Source organism: Amycolatopsis benzoatilytica AK 16/65, from assembly GCF_000383915.1.
GTDB lineage: Bacteria > Actinomycetota > Actinomycetes > Mycobacteriales > Pseudonocardiaceae > Amycolatopsis > Amycolatopsis benzoatilytica.
The window spans coordinates 2,087,274-2,104,228 of record NZ_KB912942.1; the positions used below are offsets into that span (position 1 = coordinate 2,087,274).

At 69.4% G+C, this 16,955-nt stretch carries 14 protein-coding genes; 6 read left to right on the top strand and 8 right to left on the bottom strand.

Translation table 11 applies throughout. The annotated features are described in order from the left end of the window. Positions 1-12: 12 nt before the first annotated feature. Positions 13-714: an SDR family oxidoreductase gene (locus AMYBE_RS0109855; RefSeq protein ID WP_027927531.1), complete on the bottom strand. Its 702-nt coding sequence runs from the start codon at positions 712-714 to the stop codon at positions 13-15. Positions 715-805: 91 nt separating this feature from the next. On the opposite strand from AMYBE_RS0109855, the gene AMYBE_RS0109860 reads away from it, so the two are divergent. The 3 genes from AMYBE_RS0109860 to AMYBE_RS46075 all read left to right on the top strand — a co-directional run bounded on the left by AMYBE_RS0109860 (position 806) and on the right by AMYBE_RS46075 (position 2,480). Further along, positions 806-1,285 carry a winged helix-turn-helix transcriptional regulator gene (locus AMYBE_RS0109860; RefSeq protein WP_034288275.1) on the top strand — a complete coding sequence of 160 codons (480 nt, stop codon included), beginning with the start codon at positions 806-808 and terminating at the stop codon, positions 1,283-1,285. Positions 1,286-1,417: 132 nt separating this feature from the next. After that, positions 1,418-2,014, top strand: a complete 597-nt coding sequence (locus tag AMYBE_RS0109865) for a gamma carbonic anhydrase family protein (RefSeq protein ID WP_020659207.1) — start codon at positions 1,418-1,420, stop codon at positions 2,012-2,014. Positions 2,015-2,207: 193 nt separating this feature from the next. Next, complete coding sequence (locus AMYBE_RS46075; protein WP_245573172.1) at positions 2,208-2,480, top strand: acyl-CoA dehydrogenase family protein; 273 nt, start codon at positions 2,208-2,210, stop codon at positions 2,478-2,480. Positions 2,481-2,692: 212 nt separating this feature from the next. Here AMYBE_RS46075 and AMYBE_RS0109870 read toward each other — a convergent pair whose 3' ends face one another. Then, the gene (locus AMYBE_RS0109870; RefSeq protein WP_020659208.1) at positions 2,693-3,862 is read right to left on the bottom strand and encodes an alkaline phosphatase family protein; all 1,170 of its coding nucleotides are present in this window, start codon (positions 3,860-3,862) and stop codon (positions 2,693-2,695) included. Positions 3,863-4,499: 637 nt separating this feature from the next. On the opposite strand from AMYBE_RS0109870, the gene AMYBE_RS41340 reads away from it, so the two are divergent. Both AMYBE_RS41340 and AMYBE_RS0109885 read left to right on the top strand, forming a co-directional pair. Continuing rightward, entirely contained in the window at positions 4,500-7,604 is a 3,105-nt protein-coding gene (locus AMYBE_RS41340) for an ATP-binding protein (protein WP_020659210.1), read from the top strand. 32 nt (positions 7,605-7,636) lie between these two features. Continuing rightward, complete coding sequence (locus tag AMYBE_RS0109885) at positions 7,637-8,341, top strand: YHS domain-containing protein (protein ID WP_020659211.1); 705 nt, start codon at positions 7,637-7,639, stop codon at positions 8,339-8,341. 329 nt (positions 8,342-8,670) lie between these two features. Here AMYBE_RS0109885 and AMYBE_RS0109890 read toward each other — a convergent pair whose 3' ends face one another. The 3 genes from AMYBE_RS0109890 to AMYBE_RS0109900 all read right to left on the bottom strand — a co-directional run bounded on the left by AMYBE_RS0109890 (position 8,671) and on the right by AMYBE_RS0109900 (position 12,271). After that, the gene (locus tag AMYBE_RS0109890; RefSeq protein WP_169515220.1) at positions 8,671-10,140 is read right to left on the bottom strand and encodes an aromatic amino acid ammonia-lyase; all 1,470 of its coding nucleotides are present in this window, start codon (positions 10,138-10,140) and stop codon (positions 8,671-8,673) included. Further along, positions 10,128-11,459: an MFS transporter gene (locus AMYBE_RS0109895; RefSeq protein ID WP_020659213.1), complete on the bottom strand. Its 1,332-nt coding sequence runs from the start codon at positions 11,457-11,459 to the stop codon at positions 10,128-10,130. Before AMYBE_RS0109895 ends, AMYBE_RS0109890 begins: the two co-directional genes overlap by 13 nt. A gap of 89 nt (positions 11,460-11,548) precedes the next feature. After that, entirely contained in the window at positions 11,549-12,271 is a 723-nt protein-coding gene (locus AMYBE_RS0109900; protein ID WP_084469922.1) for a HalD/BesD family halogenase, read from the bottom strand. A gap of 208 nt (positions 12,272-12,479) precedes the next feature. On the opposite strand from AMYBE_RS0109900, the gene AMYBE_RS0109905 reads away from it, so the two are divergent. After that, a complete protein-coding gene (locus tag AMYBE_RS0109905) occupies positions 12,480-13,406 on the top strand; it encodes a LysR family transcriptional regulator (RefSeq protein ID WP_169515222.1) in 927 nt (308 codons plus the stop codon). A 224-nt stretch (positions 13,407-13,630) separates the two neighbouring features. Here the strand turns inward: AMYBE_RS0109905 and AMYBE_RS41345 are convergent, their stop codons facing one another. The 3 genes from AMYBE_RS41345 to AMYBE_RS0109920 are packed head-to-tail and all read right to left on the bottom strand — an operon-like array spanning position 13,631 to position 16,943. Then, positions 13,631-14,611, bottom strand: a complete 981-nt coding sequence (locus tag AMYBE_RS41345; RefSeq protein ID WP_020659216.1) for an alpha/beta hydrolase — start codon at positions 14,609-14,611, stop codon at positions 13,631-13,633. Beyond that, entirely contained in the window at positions 14,608-15,462 is an 855-nt protein-coding gene (locus AMYBE_RS0109915) for a short-chain dehydrogenase/reductase (protein WP_020659217.1), read from the bottom strand. Before AMYBE_RS0109915 ends, AMYBE_RS41345 begins: the two co-directional genes overlap by 4 nt. Beyond that, complete coding sequence (locus tag AMYBE_RS0109920) at positions 15,459-16,943, bottom strand: flavin-containing monooxygenase (protein WP_020659218.1); 1,485 nt, start codon at positions 16,941-16,943, stop codon at positions 15,459-15,461. The genes AMYBE_RS0109915 and AMYBE_RS0109920 overlap by 4 nt, the downstream gene beginning before the upstream one ends. Positions 16,944-16,955: the final 12 nt, after the last annotated feature.

The following is a 16,955-nucleotide window of genomic DNA, read 5'->3' on the forward strand; positions in this document are numbered from 1 at the left end:
CGGGAAACGGGGTCAGCGGGCGGCGGAGAACGTCAGGTTCTCCACCGGTCCGGACAGTGCCGCCTTGACGGTCACCGTGACGTCGTCGGCCAGCACCTCGGTGTCCCCGGCTTCGAGGCCGTCGAGGATTCGCGCGGCGATCTGTGCGGGCGTGGCCTTCGGCTGGTCCATCGCGGAGACCATGTCGGTGTCGATGAACCCGGCGTGCACGCCGACGACCTGGGTGTTCTGCGAGGCCAGTTCGACGCGCAGCGAGTTGGTCACCGACCACGCCGCCGCTTTGGACGCGCCGTAGGCGCCGCTGCCTGCCATCCACGACAGCACGGAGTGCATGTCCACGAGCGCGCCGCCGCCTTGCGCGGCCAGTACCGGGGCGAACGCCCGCGCGACCCGCAGCAGCCCGAAGACGTTTACGTCGAAGGTTTCGATCGTGGTCGCGAGGTCGCCGCCGAGCAGGGCCTCCGGCACGAGGACGCCGGCGTTGTTGAAGACGATCTCGGCATCGCTCGCGGCTTTCGCCAGTGCGGCGACCGACTCTTCCGAGCGGACCTCGAGTTCGACCGGGACCACTTCCGGGCGTTCGTCGACGTACGGCGAGCGGCCCGTGGCGTAGATCTTCCGCGCTCCGCGCGCGAGGAGCTCGTCCACCAGCGCCGCGCCGAGCCCTCGCCGCCCGCCGGTCACGACCGCCACCTTGCCCGCTGCTGCAACCACCGTGTCCTCCATCTGAATAACGAGACCGTTAGCCAGATGGAATCACAAGGTGCTGAGTAACGCAAACGTTAGATACACTGGCGCAGTGGCGATGGAGTTCGAGGAGCGATTGCGCGACCGGGAAGCCTGGGCGATCGGCGACCGGTGCTCGGCTGCCCGGGTGCTGGACCTGCTGAGCACCAAAACGGTGTTCCTGGCGGTGCGCGAGTGTTTCTACGGCACGACCAGGTTCGAGGATTTCGTGGCGCGCATCGGGACGTCCGCGCCCGCGGTGTCGCGGGCGCTTCGCCAGCTCGAATCCGCGGGGATCGTCGTCCGGGCACCCTATCGGGAACCGGGCAAACGGGTACGCGACGAGTATCGGCTCACCGAGGCCGGCGAGGACTTGCTGCCCGTGTTCCTGTCGCTGGTGCAGTGGGGCGACAAGCATCTCCAGGGCGGGAGCCCGCCGCTGTTGTTCGTCGAGGCGGAGACCGGCCGCCCCGCCCGGGTCAGCGTCACCGCCGACCCGGTGCGGGAGAGGGAATCCGGCGATCTTGAGATTCGGCGGAATCGCACCAGGTCGCATTGAGGGTTCCCGGCTGAGGGCGTCCCTGCGGTGCCGGCCGCGCACGGTTCCGTCCGGGCTTCCTCCTGCTGCTGTCCGAATCTGGATGCGCCGGTCGGGCGGTGGTCAAGCGGAAAGCGGGGTTAGCGTGGGGCGATGCTGATGGAACATCGAGGGAAACGGCCCGTGGTGCCCGAGTCGGCGTACGTCGCGCCGTCCGCGGTGCTCTGCGGTGCAGTCGTGCTGGGCGAGCGGGCCCGGATCCTGCACGGCGCGGTGCTCACCGCGGAAGACGGGGAGATCCGCATCGGCTCGGACGTCGTGGTCATGGAGCACGCGCTGGTTCGTGGCCGGGCCGCGCATCCTGCGACGCTCGGGGACGCGGTCCTGGTCGGGCCGCACGCCCACGTCAACGGAGCCGTCGTCGAGGACGAAGTGTTCGTGGCGACCGGTGCCTCGCTGTTCCCGGGCTCGGTCGCCGGTGCCGGGGCCGAGTTGCGGATCAACAGCGTGCTGCACGTCAATTCCCGCCTCGAACCCGGCGCGGTGCTCCCGATCGGCTGGATCGCCGTGGGGGACCCGGCCGAGCTGTTCTCCCCGGATCGGCACGACGAGCTGTGGGAACTCCAGCGCACGCTGGACTTCCCCGGCACCGTGTACGGCATGCCGAGAGGCGCCTCGATGCGGGAACTCATGGCCCGGCAAGCCCAGTTCTACGGCTCCCATCTGGACGATCGCGTGCTTGACGAATGACCCGCGACCTGCGGGCGGCCAAGAGGGAAATTACTCAACACATCCGTTGCTCCGAGCTGAGGGCAACCGGTCGTCTGGTCAGGCGGCAGACGGTGGCGTCCGGCGGAATGGTGTGTTGCTTCCGTCGGGCTAATGGGGATGCTGGTAAGCGAAAAGTACGGCTGAGGCTGGCTTCGTTTCCTATGTCGCCGCAATGGAAGAATTCGGGGCGGCCGACCAGTCGGTCGCGTCTGTCTGGAACGCTCACTCAATGATCGCGGTCCTCCCGCTCGCGACCTTCGGCACCGACCACCAAGAGGAACGCTGGCTCCGTCCGCTCACTGCCGGGGAAGCGATCGGCGCGTTCGGCCTGACTGAACCCACCGCCGACTCCAACGCAAGGGTATCCGGTCCCGGGCGATGCGCACTGAAGGCGGCTGGATCCTCAACGGCACCAAGACGTTCATCAGCGCAGGCACCGAAATGAGCCTCGGCGAGTCGCGCCGGTGCGCTGGGCGAACCCCGCCACCGAAATCTGCGCGATCCAGCCATTCCGCTCGGCCGGTGCCGCTCGCCCGGCACTGATCTGACTGCGGCGGCACAGGCAGCAGCTCACCAGCCGCTGTGAACCCGGCCGCGCGACCCGGTGGCGGAAACACCGGCGGGGAGCGGCACCCGGCCGCTCCCCGCCGGGCGGGGTCAGTTGGCGAACAGGTCGGCCACCTGGCCGGAGGTGGCCTCCGAGCAGGTGTTCTCCAGGCAGCCGAGGTGCCACAGCTTCTGGACGGTGGCCAGCACCGTGTAGTGGTCGGCGGGGACCTTGGACTGCTTGTGCGGCCCGGCCTGGGAGTTGATCACGATCAGCGGGGCGTCGCCGCCGCCGAGGACCGCGTTGCCGGCGCCGACCGGGCTGCCCGGTCCGCCGGAGTAGCCCGAGTAGTCGTTCTCGTCCCAGTTGACGACGATCGTCGAGTTGCTCGTCTTCCAGGTCCGGGAGTTCATGATCTTCCCGACGGTGTCCTTGAGGTAGTCGTCGCCGAGCTTGATCGCGCCGTGGTCAAGGCCCGAGTCCGGGAAACCGCACGACGGCAGGTTGATGGCCTTCGCCGCGGCCGGCGCGATGCCGTGCATGTCGTGGCACTGGTCCGGGCTGATCCACACGTAGTCCGGAACGTGCCCGGAAGCCAGGTCCGCGTCGAAGTTCTTCTCGAACGGAACGACCTTCTGCAGCCTCGGGTTGGCCGGCGAGTTGATGTCCGAGAAGTACATGAACGGGTTGTGCTTCTGCGCATAGAGCTTGACTTCGGTGCCGTTGACCAGGCCCGGGGCGTACTCGCCCGCGAAGCCGGTCTGCGGCATCGACTGCAGATAGGCCTTCCACGACTTGCCGTGCGCTTCGAGCTGGTCGACCAGATTGCGGCCGTCGAACAGATGCGGGGTCTTGCTCGCGCTCTGGTACTGCGCCTGGGTCAGCGACGCGTTGCTGGTGCTGTCGCCGGAGCCCGGCACGAACTCCTCGGGCGCGCAGGTCACCGTGCGGCCGGCCTTGCAGTCGTCCCAGACGCCCTGGAACGAGCCGGAGAAGGCGGCCAGGTAGTTCGGCATGCTGGGGTGGGTCACGCCGTGGAAGTTCGTCGAAACGTTGTACCGGTTCGCCAGCTGCGTCGTGAAGGGCGCGTCCGCGGTGTTGCCGACGATCTGGGAGAGACCGTGGTTCTCCATCATGATGTAGAAGATGTGGTCCGGTGCGCCGTGGGCCTGGTCCGGCGAGGCGGCGGCCGCTCCGCCGGTGACACCGGCAACCGCGACCGCTGCCACTGCGGCGGCGGCGACCCGCTTGATCGTCCGGCCACGCGTAGTACCGCTCATGTTTTTCGCTCCTGTCGTCCCAGGCTGGTGCAGGCGAACCCTCACAAGCCCTGGCGACCGGACCGGTCGCAACCGGTGAACGTCGCCCGAAGGTAGGGCGAACAGCTGGCTTCGTGGGGCCGGTGACCTAACGGGCGCGGGGAAATGCCGGATTGGCCGGAAGTTTCGGTGCGCGGCGGGATACCTTCGAACTCGACCGGGGAGGGGATCGGCGAACTGGTGGTGGGTGCCGCCCGGTTCGGCCGCCCCGCGTGCTGGATGTACTGAACGCAGGGTCGCCGGCGGCCGGACGCCTCCTCTGCGACGCGGCTTCGGTGGAAGGATTCCCGTTGTGAGGCAGGGGTCGAGGAAGCCGGCCAGGACGATGCGCTCGGCGTCGGTCACCGGAGGAGCGGCCCGGGTTTGCCTGCGCCACATGGCAAGTACCAGCCTCCGGCCGCGTTTGGACGGTGATTTCCTCGGCGCGGTGCACGCCGGATCTGCGCGGGTGCTGGACCGTCCGCGTTACCGTTTCCGTCCGCAAGGGCGATTTCGTGCCGGTAGTCGATTCTCTGCGTCAACGTCTTCGGTGGACAGACCCCGTCGCGACGCGGGGTTTGTTCCGAACGGAAGTCCGAGCGCGTGGCAGGGTGGTGTCATGCGGGTGTCGGTGCTGGGCCCATTGGAGGTGGCGGTCGACCGCGGGGTGCTGGAGATCGGCGGGGCGCGGCTGCGGGCCTTGCTGGCCCGGCTCGCGGTGGACGTCGGTCGTCCGGTCGCGGTGGCGGAGCTGATCGATGCGCTGTGGCCGGAGGGCACGCCGGTCAGCCCGGCCGCGTCGCTGCAGTCGCTGGTGTGGCGGTTGCGGCAGGCCCTGCCCGACGGCCAGGTGGTGCGGTCGGGTGAGGCCTGGTATCAGCTGGACTTGCCACGGGACGCGGTGGACGCCTTCCGGTTCGAGCGGCTCGCCGAGGAGGGGCAGCGAGCCCTGCGGGCCGGCGACGCGGTGCGGGCACGACAGCGGCTGCGCGAGGCACTGCGGTTGTGGCGCGGGGATCCGCTGGTCGACGTGGCGCCCGCGCCCTATGCGATCGCCCTCGGGGTTCGGCTGCGGGAGGTGTGGCTGACCGCGTTGGAGGACCGGCTGGCGGCCGACCTGCAGGCCGGGCCGGCGTCGTCGGTCGTGGCGGAGCTTACCGAGCTGACCGCCGCGCATCCGCTGCGTGAGCGGCTGTGGGTGTTGCTGGTGACGGCGTTGAACGCCGATGGCCGGTCCGCGGAAGCCCTTGCCGCCTGCGAGACGGTCCGGCGCCTGCTGGCCGAGGAACTCGGCTCCGATCCGGGGCCTGAGCTGCGGCAAGCGCATCTCGCCGCGCTGCGCGGCGAGCGGCTGGAGAAGGGCCGGCGCAAGGACAACCTGCCCGCACCGATGACGAGCTTCGTCGGACGCGCCGAGGAGCTGGCGCGGGTTCGCGAGCGGATGCGGGAAGGACGCCTGGTCACGTTGGTCGGGCCGGGAGGGGTGGGCAAGACGCGGCTGGCGACCACCCTGGCGGCCGAGCTGGCCGGCACCGTCGAAGGCGGAGTGTGGCTGGTGGAACTGGCACCGGCCGCCGCGGAGGACGATCTTGCCGAGGCGGTGCTGGCCGCGTTGGGGCCGCGCGAGATCGGTCTTCCGGCCCCGGACCGGGAGGCGCTGCGCCGGCTGACCGGAGTGCTGGCTGGCGCCGAGACGCTGATCGTGCTGGACAACTGCGAGCACGTCGTCGAGCCGGCCGCGCGGGTCGTGGCCGAACTGCTGGCGCGGTGCCCGTCCGTCCGGATCCTGGCGACGAGCCGCGAACCCCTCGGCGTCGCCGGCGAACGGTTGTGCCCGGTGTTGCCGTTACCGCTGCCGGAACCGGGCCGGGAACCGGACGAAAGCCCGGCGGTCCGGCTGTTCGCCGATCGGGCGGCCGCGGTCTGTCCCGGGTTCGCGCACAGCGGGGAAGAGGTGGCTCAGGTGTGCCGCCGGCTGGACGGATTGCCGCTGGCCATCGAACTGGCCGCGGCCCGGCTGCGGACCATGACCTTGCGTCAGCTCGCCACGCGTCTCGAGGACCGGTTCCGGGTGCTGACCGGCGGGGCGCGTTCGGCGCCGCACCGGCACCGGACGTTGCGCGCGGTCGTGGCGTGGAGCTGGGACCTGCTGGAAGACGACGACCGCAGCCTGGCCGCCCGGCTGGCGGTGTTTCCCTCCACGTTCTCCGCCGAAGCCGCCGACCACCTCGGTGTCGCCTGGGAGACGCTGGACATGCTGGCGGACAAGTCCTTGCTCCAGGTCGTCGGAGAGCGCTACCGGATGCTGGCGACCATCCGCGAGTACGGCCTGCACCGGCTCGCCGAAGACGGCGCCATCGATGCGACCCGATTCGCGCACGCCGCGTTCTTCGTCGATCTCGTCGAACGCGCGGCACCGCACCTGCACGACGCCGCGCAGTTGCGTTGGCTTCGCCTGCTCGCGGAAGAACGCGACAATCTGGCGGCCGCGCTGCAGTTCACCGCCGAAAGCGGCGATGCCATTGGCGCCCGTCGGCTGGGCGCTGTCCTCGGCCTGTTCTGGGCGATCCACGGCGGCCATGCCCACGCGGCGGATCGGCTGCGCACCGCGCTGACCACGCCTGGTGCCGCCCCTGCCGCGCTGACCTCGCAGGTCGCGGCCCAGTACCTGTTCCACGCGATCCTGGCCGGCCAGCTGCCCGACACGGACGCGGTGACGACGGCCGGCGCTGCGGTCGGACAGGAGGGTGGCGACTCGGCGGCGAGTGCCCTGACCGCGGCGCTGCTTGCGATGGCCGCCAACGACATCCCGACGGGCCTCGCTCTGCTGGACGGCCAGCCGGGCGGTGTCGATCCTTGGCAGCGCGGCGTCCGTTCGCTGGTCCGGGCCATGCTGGCCGGAGCGGGTGGTGATACGGCCACGATGCGGGCCGACCTCGCCGTCGCCGCGGCCCGGTTCCGGCAGGCAGGGGAGCGCTGGGGCCTGGCCACCACCCTGACCTATCTCGCCCTGGCCGACGTGATGGCCGACGATGTCGACACGGCTGCCGCGGCACTCGTCGAGGCGATCACCCTGATCGGAGAGCTGGGCGGTGCCGACCACTTCCAGCGCACCTGGCTGGCCGTCACGACCGCCCGGGCCGGGCGACTGGACGCGGCTCGCGCCGAGCTGCTGGCGATCCTCCGGGAAAACGTGCCCGGCCTGGTCGAGGTGGTGGCGCGGCTGTGCCTGGCCGATCTGGCCCGGTACCGCGGAGACCTGGCCGAAGCCGCGAACCAGGTCGAGCATGCCGAGCGGCTGAGCGACGGCGGCTTCACCGACGCGTTGCTGCGGCTGGGGCAGGGCCGGCTGGCTCTGGCGCGAGCGGACCTCCAGGTCGCCGAGACAGCGCTGCGGAAGGCAGTCACGTCGGCGTCGTCGTTGCCGGACCTCCCGATGGTCGCCGAAGTCGCGGTGGGGGTTGCCGAACTTGCGCTGCGGCGCGGGAACATCCGGCAGGCCGCCGCGGTGCTCGGTGCCGCGCACGCACTGCGCGGAGCCGCCGCCGCGACCGATCCGGACGTCGCCAGACTGGCTGAAGAGCTCAGCACTGCCCTCGGCTCGGCCTCCTACGAAGCCGCCTACAACGAAGGCCGGCGGCTCGGTCGCGCGGATGCCCTTGCCGCGATCGCCGGCCACGTCCCGCCCCCGGCGACCGGGCGAACCGCGCTGGAAGTCGGCTGAGAGCCGGCTGACAGCACACTGCGCCACCGTCTGTGACCAGCAAGTCCGACGCACCCGAGCGCGTCGGCCGGCCGATCACGGAGGACCTGACAATGATGTTTCTCGAGCTGTTCGTCCCGCGCGGCACGTTCGCCCCGGACGAACTGCACCAGCTCGCGACACGGCTGACCATGAAGCAACTGGTGACCCATGTGGACGCCATCCGGGACGTCGTGGACGCCCACGAAGTGGCCAGTGCCAACCTGGGCGTGCTGGACTTCCTGGATTCCATCAACCACGTCGTCGTCCACGAAATCGGCACTTGGATCGCGGACAGCCGCCAGCTCGACCCCGTCGAGCCGCCGCGCTACGTGGTGCGGGTCTCCGTGCCCGGCCCCTGGCGCAAGGCCATGACCCCATTCCTGGTCGCCAGCATCACCCGCGCGCTGGCGCAGGCCGACGACGACCCCGAGCGGCTCTACCGCCAGCCGCACGTCGAGGTGCACGTCGTCGGCGTGCCCGAGGGCGGATACGGCGTGTACGGCCGGGTGATCGGCGAGTCGGCGCTGCTGGAAATGATGAGCCAGGCCAAGACCGACACCCCGGCACCCGACGGCGCGCTCATCGACCCGGTGTGCGGCATGATCGCCACCGAACTGGTCGAAACCCTGGAACACCAGGGCACGACCTACGGTTTCTGCAGTGCGGGCTGCCGCCGGCACTTCGCCGACAAGCTGGTCCAAGAGGCGTCCCGATAACCTTCACCGGCCCGAACGCCGATTGGCCGAGGGCGACGCCCGGTACCGCGGCCGGTGACTGCCGGGAGGTGTTGCCCGGGAACGTCGCAGACCTGATCCCAGACGGTTTCCCGATCCAGGCATGAGTCTTGGCAGATCGGACAGTACGAAGCGGCCGCGCTTGCCGAGGCTCCGGCGCCGTGGTCGCTGGATGGCGTCGGGTGTGGAACCCGGGCAGGTCGCCTCGGTCGTGCGGGGTCGGAACCAGAACGAACTCCGTGCCCGAAGACCTGCCCGGGCACGGAGTTCGTTCGACGGCTAGTCCAATCCGTCGGCGCGACAGCCGCGGGTCAGCTCGTCGCGCCGTCGGCCAGTATCGCTGCCGCTGTGTGAAGGTCCTCAGTCAGGTTTCGATCCCTTGCCGATGACTGGAGCCGTTTTACCGCGGTTTCGTAAAAGTCGCGGAGCTCGCCGCATCCGGGCGGAACGAAATCGCGCAGCCGGAGCGCACGGATCGCGGCGAGCAATTCGCAGGCCAAAACGAGCTGGAACGGTTGCACCGAATCGAGGAGGCGACGGGCACCGGTGGAAGCGAAGCTCGCGTGATCCTCGGAGCCGCGGGAAATGACGGCGTGGCCGAGCGAGACCGGTTGTGCGTGCGTGCGCAGTTCGGCAAGCGCGGACTGGGCCGTGTACTCGGTGATCATGACGCCGCTGCTGCCCGGGCTTCCGTCGGACAGAAACGGCGACAGACCGGTGAAGCTGGGCTCGACAAGATAGCCGAGCCGAGCCGCCGACAGCGCGGCGGTGCCCACCAGGCTGAGCCGGAACTGATCGAGGGCAAGCGCCAGCTGTGCCTGGTGAAAGCCCCCGTGATGGTGGTAGTCCTCCTCGTCGGCGTCGAGCAACGGGTTCTCTGCCGCCGCATTGATTTCGACGGCGAGCACTTCGTCCAACCGCCGCCAGGCATCCACGGCCGCGCCGTCGACCTGGGGCAGGCAGCGCAAACCGAACGGGTCCTGAACCAGATGAGACGTCCAGTCAGCGGAGGAGAGGAGCTGACGCATCCGCGCCGCCACTGTCTGGGTGCCCGCATGCGGCTTGAGGTCGTGCACGCGCTGGCTGTACGCCTCGGCGGAACCGCGGATCGCGGTCAAGGTCAACGCGGCGATCAAGGGCACCTGATCCAGCAGTGCTTTCAGATCGGTCGCACCGAGAGCGGATTGTCCGATCGTCAGAGCGCCGCTGGACATCAGCGGGAGAGCGTCGCGACGATCGAGCACGATCGACGCGGGCGCCGGCCCGTTCCCGCCCTGCCAGGGCAGTTCTCCAGCCAGGGTGAGCCCCAGCTCTCCGAGCGCCGACAGATCGCCAGTGCCGATGGCGCCGAAGGCATGAACGGTCGGAAGGTGACCGCTTGCCAGCGCTTCGGCGATTCGGTCCAGCACTTCGACTTGGATCGACGTCCCGCCGGCGAGCAACTGGTTGAGCCGGACGGCGAGCATCGCGCGGACCTGCTCGCCGGGCACCTCAGGTCCGATACCGCCGCTGTGGCTGCGCAGCAGCTGCATGCCGAAGGCGTCGTGCGCGGGTGCCTTTGCCACGCACGTTGTGCGATTTGCTCCGACACCTGTTGTATACCCGTAAACGCGACGGTTTCCGACTATTCGTTGTGCGATGCCATGCGCCTCGCGCACCCGCTCGCGAGCCTTGGTGTCGACGGTGATCGTCAGGCGGCTGCGGGCGAGCGCGGTCACTTGAGCGGCGTCGAGCGAGTTTCCAGAAAGACAGAGGAACGGGTGCGCCATCAGTGCTGCCAATCATCGCCGGTGAGGGTATTGCGGGTTTCGGGTGCCCAGGCGACGCTCACGATCGTGCCGAGCAGGAGCACCGCGGCCATCCAGCCCATCGACCAGCCCATGCCGATCGTGCTCAGGCTGACCGGCAGGACAAAGGTGCCCACCGCGGAAGCGACCCGGCTCGCCGCGTTGAGGAAGCCGACTCCGGTGCCCCGCAGGGCAGTGGGGAACAGTTCAGGCGGATAGACCTGAGTGATGTTGGAAGCACCGGACATCACGAAGGTGTAGATGACGAACGGCACCATCAGCACCCAGCCGGAGGCATCGGCGAAGATCGCCATCAACCCGAGGCAGGCGGTGAGGATCACGAAGGTGACAATGGTGAACGGGCGCCGGCCCATCCGCTGGATCGGCCAGAGCCCGATCACGCCGCCGAGCAGCAATGCGAGGTTGAGCACCAGGTTCTGGGTGTTCGCGTCCGAAATATGAATGGTTTCCAAAATCTGCGACATGAAAGTGTAGATGGCGAAGTACGGCAGCACCTGTGCGCTGAAGAAAAGGACGCCGAACCAGGTTCTCTTCGCCTGCCCGGGGCTGAACAAATCGCGATAACGAGCAGCCGGCGGGGGCTCGGCCGGCACCGGGTTCGCATCCGCGGTGCCAGGGTCGGCCTGTCCGAGGTACCGTCGGCGGATCAGTCTTGCCTCGTCGACGCGGCCGTGGCTGGCGAGCCAGCTCGGGGATTCCGGGATGCCGATCCGAAGCAGCAGCACGAGGGCCGCGGGCAGCGCGCCGCTGGCGAGCAGCCAGTGTGCGGACGTGTCGTCGATCGAGATATAGCTGCCCAGGATATTGGCGACCACGTAGCCGACCGTCCACAGCACCGTGAGCGAGCCGAGAAGCAGTCCGCGCAGCCGCCGGGGAGCGAATTCGGCGAGCAGGGTCGGGCCCACCGCGTAGTCCGCGCCCAGGCCGAATCCGATCAGCAACCTGAGCAGGAACAGAGTCAGCGGGGTGTGTGCCCACAGCTGGGCCGCGGATGCGACTGTGATCAGTACGAAATTGTAGAGATAGAGCTTTTGCCGGCCGATGCCGTCGGCTACCCGCCCGAGCAGCATGCTGCCGAAGAAGAGGCCGATCAGGGCCGACGCGCCGAGCAGCCCCTCCCACGCGCCGGACAGATTCATGGTGGTGGTGAGCGTCGGCAGCAGCGCACCGATGATGCCGAGTGCGTAGCCATCCGAGAAGTTGGCGCCGAAAGTGGTCGCGGTTACCCGGAGATGGAATTTGGTCAGTGGCTCGTCGGTGTGCGCAGTTTTGACTTGCACATTCGCACCCATGGGTGCCTCCTGGTCGCTGTGGTGGGGACGCCTGCGGCGTCGGACACGTCTCCCCCCCCCGTCCCCGGTGTCGCGGGGACCGGTCGCGATCAGGCGCTGCGGCCGTAGAAAAGCTCCTGGGTCAGGGTGTTGAGCTTGTCGCCGGGCTTCGGCGAGTACGCGAGGACCGCGTTGATCCTCGGGTGGTCGCCAAGCACAGGCGTGACCCGGTGCAACGAGTGCTGGCCGCGGAACAAGCTGAGCGTACCGGGCTCATTCGGAAGCGTGATCCGGCCGGGATGCTCGCCGCGCAGCGCGGCGACGACCCCGTCCGCGTTCTCGTCCTCGCCGGTGCGCAGGCGATAGTGGTATTCGTACGCACCGCCGTCGGCGGACGGCTGGAGCATGAGCGTCACCGCGAACGGGGAACGGTCGAAGTGCCAGCCGAGCTCGTCGCCTTCATCGAAGATCATCAGCGAGGCGGCCCCCAGCGGATCCGCGTACCGGTAGAGGTCGGACTCGCCGAGCACGCGCCCCATGAATTCGGTGAGCGCATCCCATTCGTAGGCGATACGCAGCGGCGACTCGGCATCGACGAGGTCCCAGGCGATCGCGGACTTGGAGGAATGCAAGAGCTGCGAGCGCGGGTCGGCGGAGTCCGCGGCCTCCGGGACATTCTCGAAATAGACATTGTGTTTCGCGTCAGTGCGGAAGGCCGCGTCCCGTTTGGCCAGCGCCTCGGCCACCAGCTGCCGCACCGCGTCCGGCCGGAGGAACCCCGGAAGCTGGCAGGCGCCCTCGAATGCCAGGGACGCTCGGCAGAAGGCGATCATGGCTTCCCCTTTGGGGCTGTCCAAGCGATCGATCGGGTACCGCTCAAGATCGATTACCTGTGCGGCTCGGACAGCCTGCGGCGAGTGGGTCATCGCATTTCTCCTTCAACGGTTCGGCCGGTGTGGCACCCCACTCTGCGGTCCCTGGCGCATAAGGGCCAGCGAGTCTATTGTGTGGCGACCATTAGAGAGGCTTATGGAGGTCGCCGTGTCGCCGCTCTGGGCGCGTTTGGACATCCGCCACTTCGTCTCGTTGTCCGCGGTCGTGCGGACGGGATCGTTCACCGCGGCGGCCGAGTCGCTCGGCTACACCCAATCTGCGGTCAGTCAGCAGATCGACCGCCTGGAGAAGCTGATCAACGGCCGGGTCGTGAACCGCTCGGTCGGCGGCCGGCCGGTCTCGCTGACCCCCGCGGGACGCGTGCTGATGGAACACGCGGCGACCCTCACCAGCACGTTGCAGGAGCTTGCCGACGAGGTCCTCGCCCTTTCGCAGGGCCAGCCCCGGGTGCTGCGCGTCGGATGTTTCGAGAGCGTCGGCGCCAACCTGCTGCCGGCCGCCCTCGCCGGTTTCGTGCGGGCTTTTCCGGACATCCGAGTGGAGCTGACCGAGCTGCCCGACGACGGCGACCTGCTCGAACGGCTGGAGCGGGACGAGCTCGATCTGACTTTTGTCGTGTTTCCGTTGCCCGAAGGCCCGTTCGAAGCGCGGGCGCTGCTGGAGGATCCGTACGTGCTCGTCGCAGCCGAGGGCTCGGCCCTCGCGCAAGCCGACGGGCCGATCGTGCTGGACGACTACCCAGACATCCGGCTGATGACCTACGCCGAGCTCCGGCCGGTGCACTCGATGGTGTCGCGAGTGGGCCGCCCCAGTTATGCCGAACGAGTCGTGTTCCGGAGCAACCACACTGCGACGTTGCTCAGCCTCGCCGCGGAAGGCCATGGCGTCGCCTTCGTTCCCCGGCTCGCGGTCGAGCAGTTTCGCCCGGGAATACGGATCATCGAACTGGCCAGGGTCAGCCCGCGGATCATCGGCATCGCCTGGCGGCACCATCAGGTGCTCAGTGAACCAGCGGCCGCGTTCGTCCAAGCGGCGGAGGCGAACGCCGACCGGATGTCGGCGCGAACGTCGTGAGGCCAAGATGATCACAGACCACGACGCTGCCCGTACCGAGCACCCGGCGGCCAGCAGCGCACCCAGCCGCCCATCCGGGCGTTCGAGGCCACCGCTCGATGTCTCCGAGGCCTCCCAGCCGGGCCGCCAACGCGGCGAATCCCGCAGTGGTGTGGTCGCGCCCGTGGTGGCCACGCCCGCGCGTTGAACGGTTTCCCGGAGCGAGCTGGCGGAGCAGTCGCTGTCTACCAGCGGGTTTTCAGCGCCTCCGGTTGCTCGCCGGCCAGGTGCGTGCAGAGGAAGGCCGCAGACCGGCGCAGTGCCCAGCGTGCTTCCGGCAGTACGCGGTTGAGCACCACGTAGGAATGCACCTGTCCAGGTGCGACCACGAGTTGGTTGCGCACCCCGGCTTGGTCGAGTTGTTCATGCAGCCGTTTGGCATCGCCCGCGAAGCACTCGGTGCCGCCGACGTGGGTCTGCACGGGGGGAAATCGGCGCAACAGAGCCGGATCCAGCTGCAACGGTGCCAGCCGAGGATCGCTGAAGTCACCGCCGGGGCGGAACACAGCCGAGCACCGGGCGGCGAATGCCGGGGTGATGATCGGGTCGGGTCGTTCGGCGTCGCGGTGGACGGCCTCGGTCAGCGCTGGATCGAGCAGCGGGGAGAACAGCGCCAGCGCGGCCGGACAGGGACGGCTGAGCTGAGCCAACGTCGTCACGAGGCCGACCGCGAGGTGCGCGCCCGCCGAATCACCCGCGATGGCGATCCGCTCCGGCGGGACACCGTGGGTCAGCAGCCATTCGTACGCGGCGAGGGCGTCGTCGATCGCGGCCGGGAACGGATGTTCCGGTGCCCGGCGGTAACGCACGGCGAGCACCGCGAGCGCGGTCAGCCGGGAGAGCGGGCCGGTCACGCCGCGATACGCGCGCGGCGACGAGGAGACGTAGCCGCCGCCGTGCAGGTAGATGACCGCGCCGGCATCGATCGGACGCGCGTCGCGGGCCCGCACCCATTCGCCCGAGAAGCCCGCTGTCCGCACCGGTTCGACCACCGCGCCTCCGCACCACCCGGCGAGTATCCCGGCAGCGGCGACGCCCGCGCGCAGATACCGCAGTGAAGCGCCATCGAGCCGGACCGTGTCCATCCGCGGCCGGACGAGCAGCCGCGCGCCGGCCAGGACGGCCAGACTGGCCAGGCTCGGTCCGCCCAGCAGGCTGCGGTTCACGGCCGCGGCTCGCGGCGGCGTTCCAGCTCGCGGATCAGCTCGACCACCCGCCGATCCCGGACCAGCACCTGATCGAGCAGCGGGTTGACCACACCGCGCAACAGCGAGTAGGGCAGCCACCGGGCGGGCGCGATCGTGGTGGCGGCCCGCCGCGTGATTCCGCGGGCGATCGAGGCGGCCGCCTGCTCCGCGGAGATCCGCCGGTTCAGCGGCCAGCCCAGCAGCTGGTCGAGACGGCGGCCGGTGGCGTCGTCGTCCAGCGTCGCGGTGGCCAGCGGGGTGTCCACGAAACCGAAGTACGCCACGCCCGCGCTGGCGCCGTGCGGGGCCAGTTCCAGCTTCAGCGCGCGGCCGATCTGCTCGGCCGCCGCCTTCGTCGACATGTAGGCCGATCCGCCCATGCCCGCCGAGAACGCCGCGCACGACGAGACCACGACGACGTGGCCCCGCGTAGCGATGATCGATTCGAGCGTGGGCTGGACCGTGTTGAGCACGCCGATCTGGTTGATCGCCACGACCCGGTCGTAGTCCGCGAGGTCCATCGCCCGGATCGTCGCCGGCACCGGGGTGACCCCGGCGTTCGCGACGACGACGTCGAGCCGCCCGTGCCGGGCGTGCACGGTGCGGGCCGCCTCCGCCATCGCGGCCCGGTCGGTCACGTCCGCGGTCACCGTGAACGCCCCGGCCAGCTTCTGCCCGGCCCCGGCCAGGCGCGTCGGGTCGACGTCGAGCAGCGTCACCTGCGCACCGGCGCGGTGCAGTTTCCTGGCCAGCGCGAACCCGATGCCCTGCCCGGCACCGGTGATCAGCACGACTTTGTCGCGCACGTCGAAGGGCCGCCGGGTGCTCATGCCTGCGTCTCCTCGGTGACGTTCGCCGGCCGGACCGTGTAGTGCTCGAAGGCGACTTTGCGGGTACGGGCACGGAATCCGGCGGAGAAGCCGGGGTAGTGGGCGAAGTTGCGGCCGGCGGAACTGAGGTAGTAGCTGGTGCAGCCGCCGGTGAGGAAGACCGAGCGCCGCAGGCCGTGGTCGGCCCATTCCGCGAATTCCCGTTCCGCCTCGGGCGTGACCTCCAGCGCCGCCAGCTCGCGCCGGTCCAGCTCCTTGAGCGCGTCGACGAGGTAGCGCACCTGGTCCTCGATGGTGATCACCGCTGAGGTGTAGACGCCGGAGTTGGGGCCGAGGATCAGGAACAGGTTCGGGAAACCGGCCATGGTGGTGCCCAGGTACGCGGTCATCCCGCCGGATCGCCAATGATCGGCGACGCTGCGGCCGTCCCGGCCGCGGATCAGCTCGAACCCCGGGTGGTCGGTCATCCGGAAGCCGGTGCCGAAGATGATCGTGTCGAGCTGGTGCTCGGCGCCGTCCGCGGTCCGGATCCCGTGCTCGGTCACTTCGGCGATCCCCGCGGTCACCACCGTGCTGTTGGGTGCGGTGAGCGCCGGGTAGTACGCGTTCGAGAAGGTCGGCCGCTTGCAGCCCACGGCGTAGGAGGGAGTGAGCTTCGCCCGCAGCACGGGGTCCGCGACTTGGCGGCGCAACAGCGCCCGGGCCGACCACTCCAGCGGCTTCTGCAGCTTCGGCTCGATCACGAAACCCGGAACCAGCGCCTCGAAGGTCAACGCCCACGCGTTGCGGACGGCGGCCTGCAGGCCAGGCACTCGACGGTAGAGCCGCCGGATGCGCCGGCTGACCGGGCGGTCCGGATGCGGCAGCACCCAGATCGGCGTGCGCTGGAAAACCGTCAGCTGACCGGCTTTCGGTTGCACCCGCGGGATGAACTGCACAGCTGAAGCGCCGGTGCCGATCACCCCGACTCGTTCACCGGTCAGGTCGTGGTCGTGGTCCCACGACTGCGAGTGGAACACCGTGCCGCGGAACCTCGCCAGACCGGGCAGCTCCGGCACCGACGGCGAGCTGAACGGGCCGATCGCACCGACCAGCACCTGCGCGGTGAACTCCCCGGTGCTGGTCGAGATCCGCCACCGGCAGGACTCGTCGTCCCACACCGCGCCGGTGACCTCGGTACCGAACCGGATCTTCGGCAGCACCCCGAACTCGACGGCACAGCGGTGGAGGTACTCCTTGAGTTCGCTCTGCAGCGGATAAAGCCTGCTCCACTCCGGGTTCGGAGCGAAGGAGAACGAGTAGATCAACGCGGGCACGTCGCACTGCGCACCCGGATAGTCGTTGATCTGCCAGGTGCCGCCGACCTCGTGCGCCCGTTCCAGCACGACGAAGTCGCCGATTCCCTCCTGCTGCAAGCGGATGGCGGTGCCGAGCCCGCCGAAGCCGGCGCCGATGATCGCAACGCGGACATGCTGGGTCATGGAATCACTCCG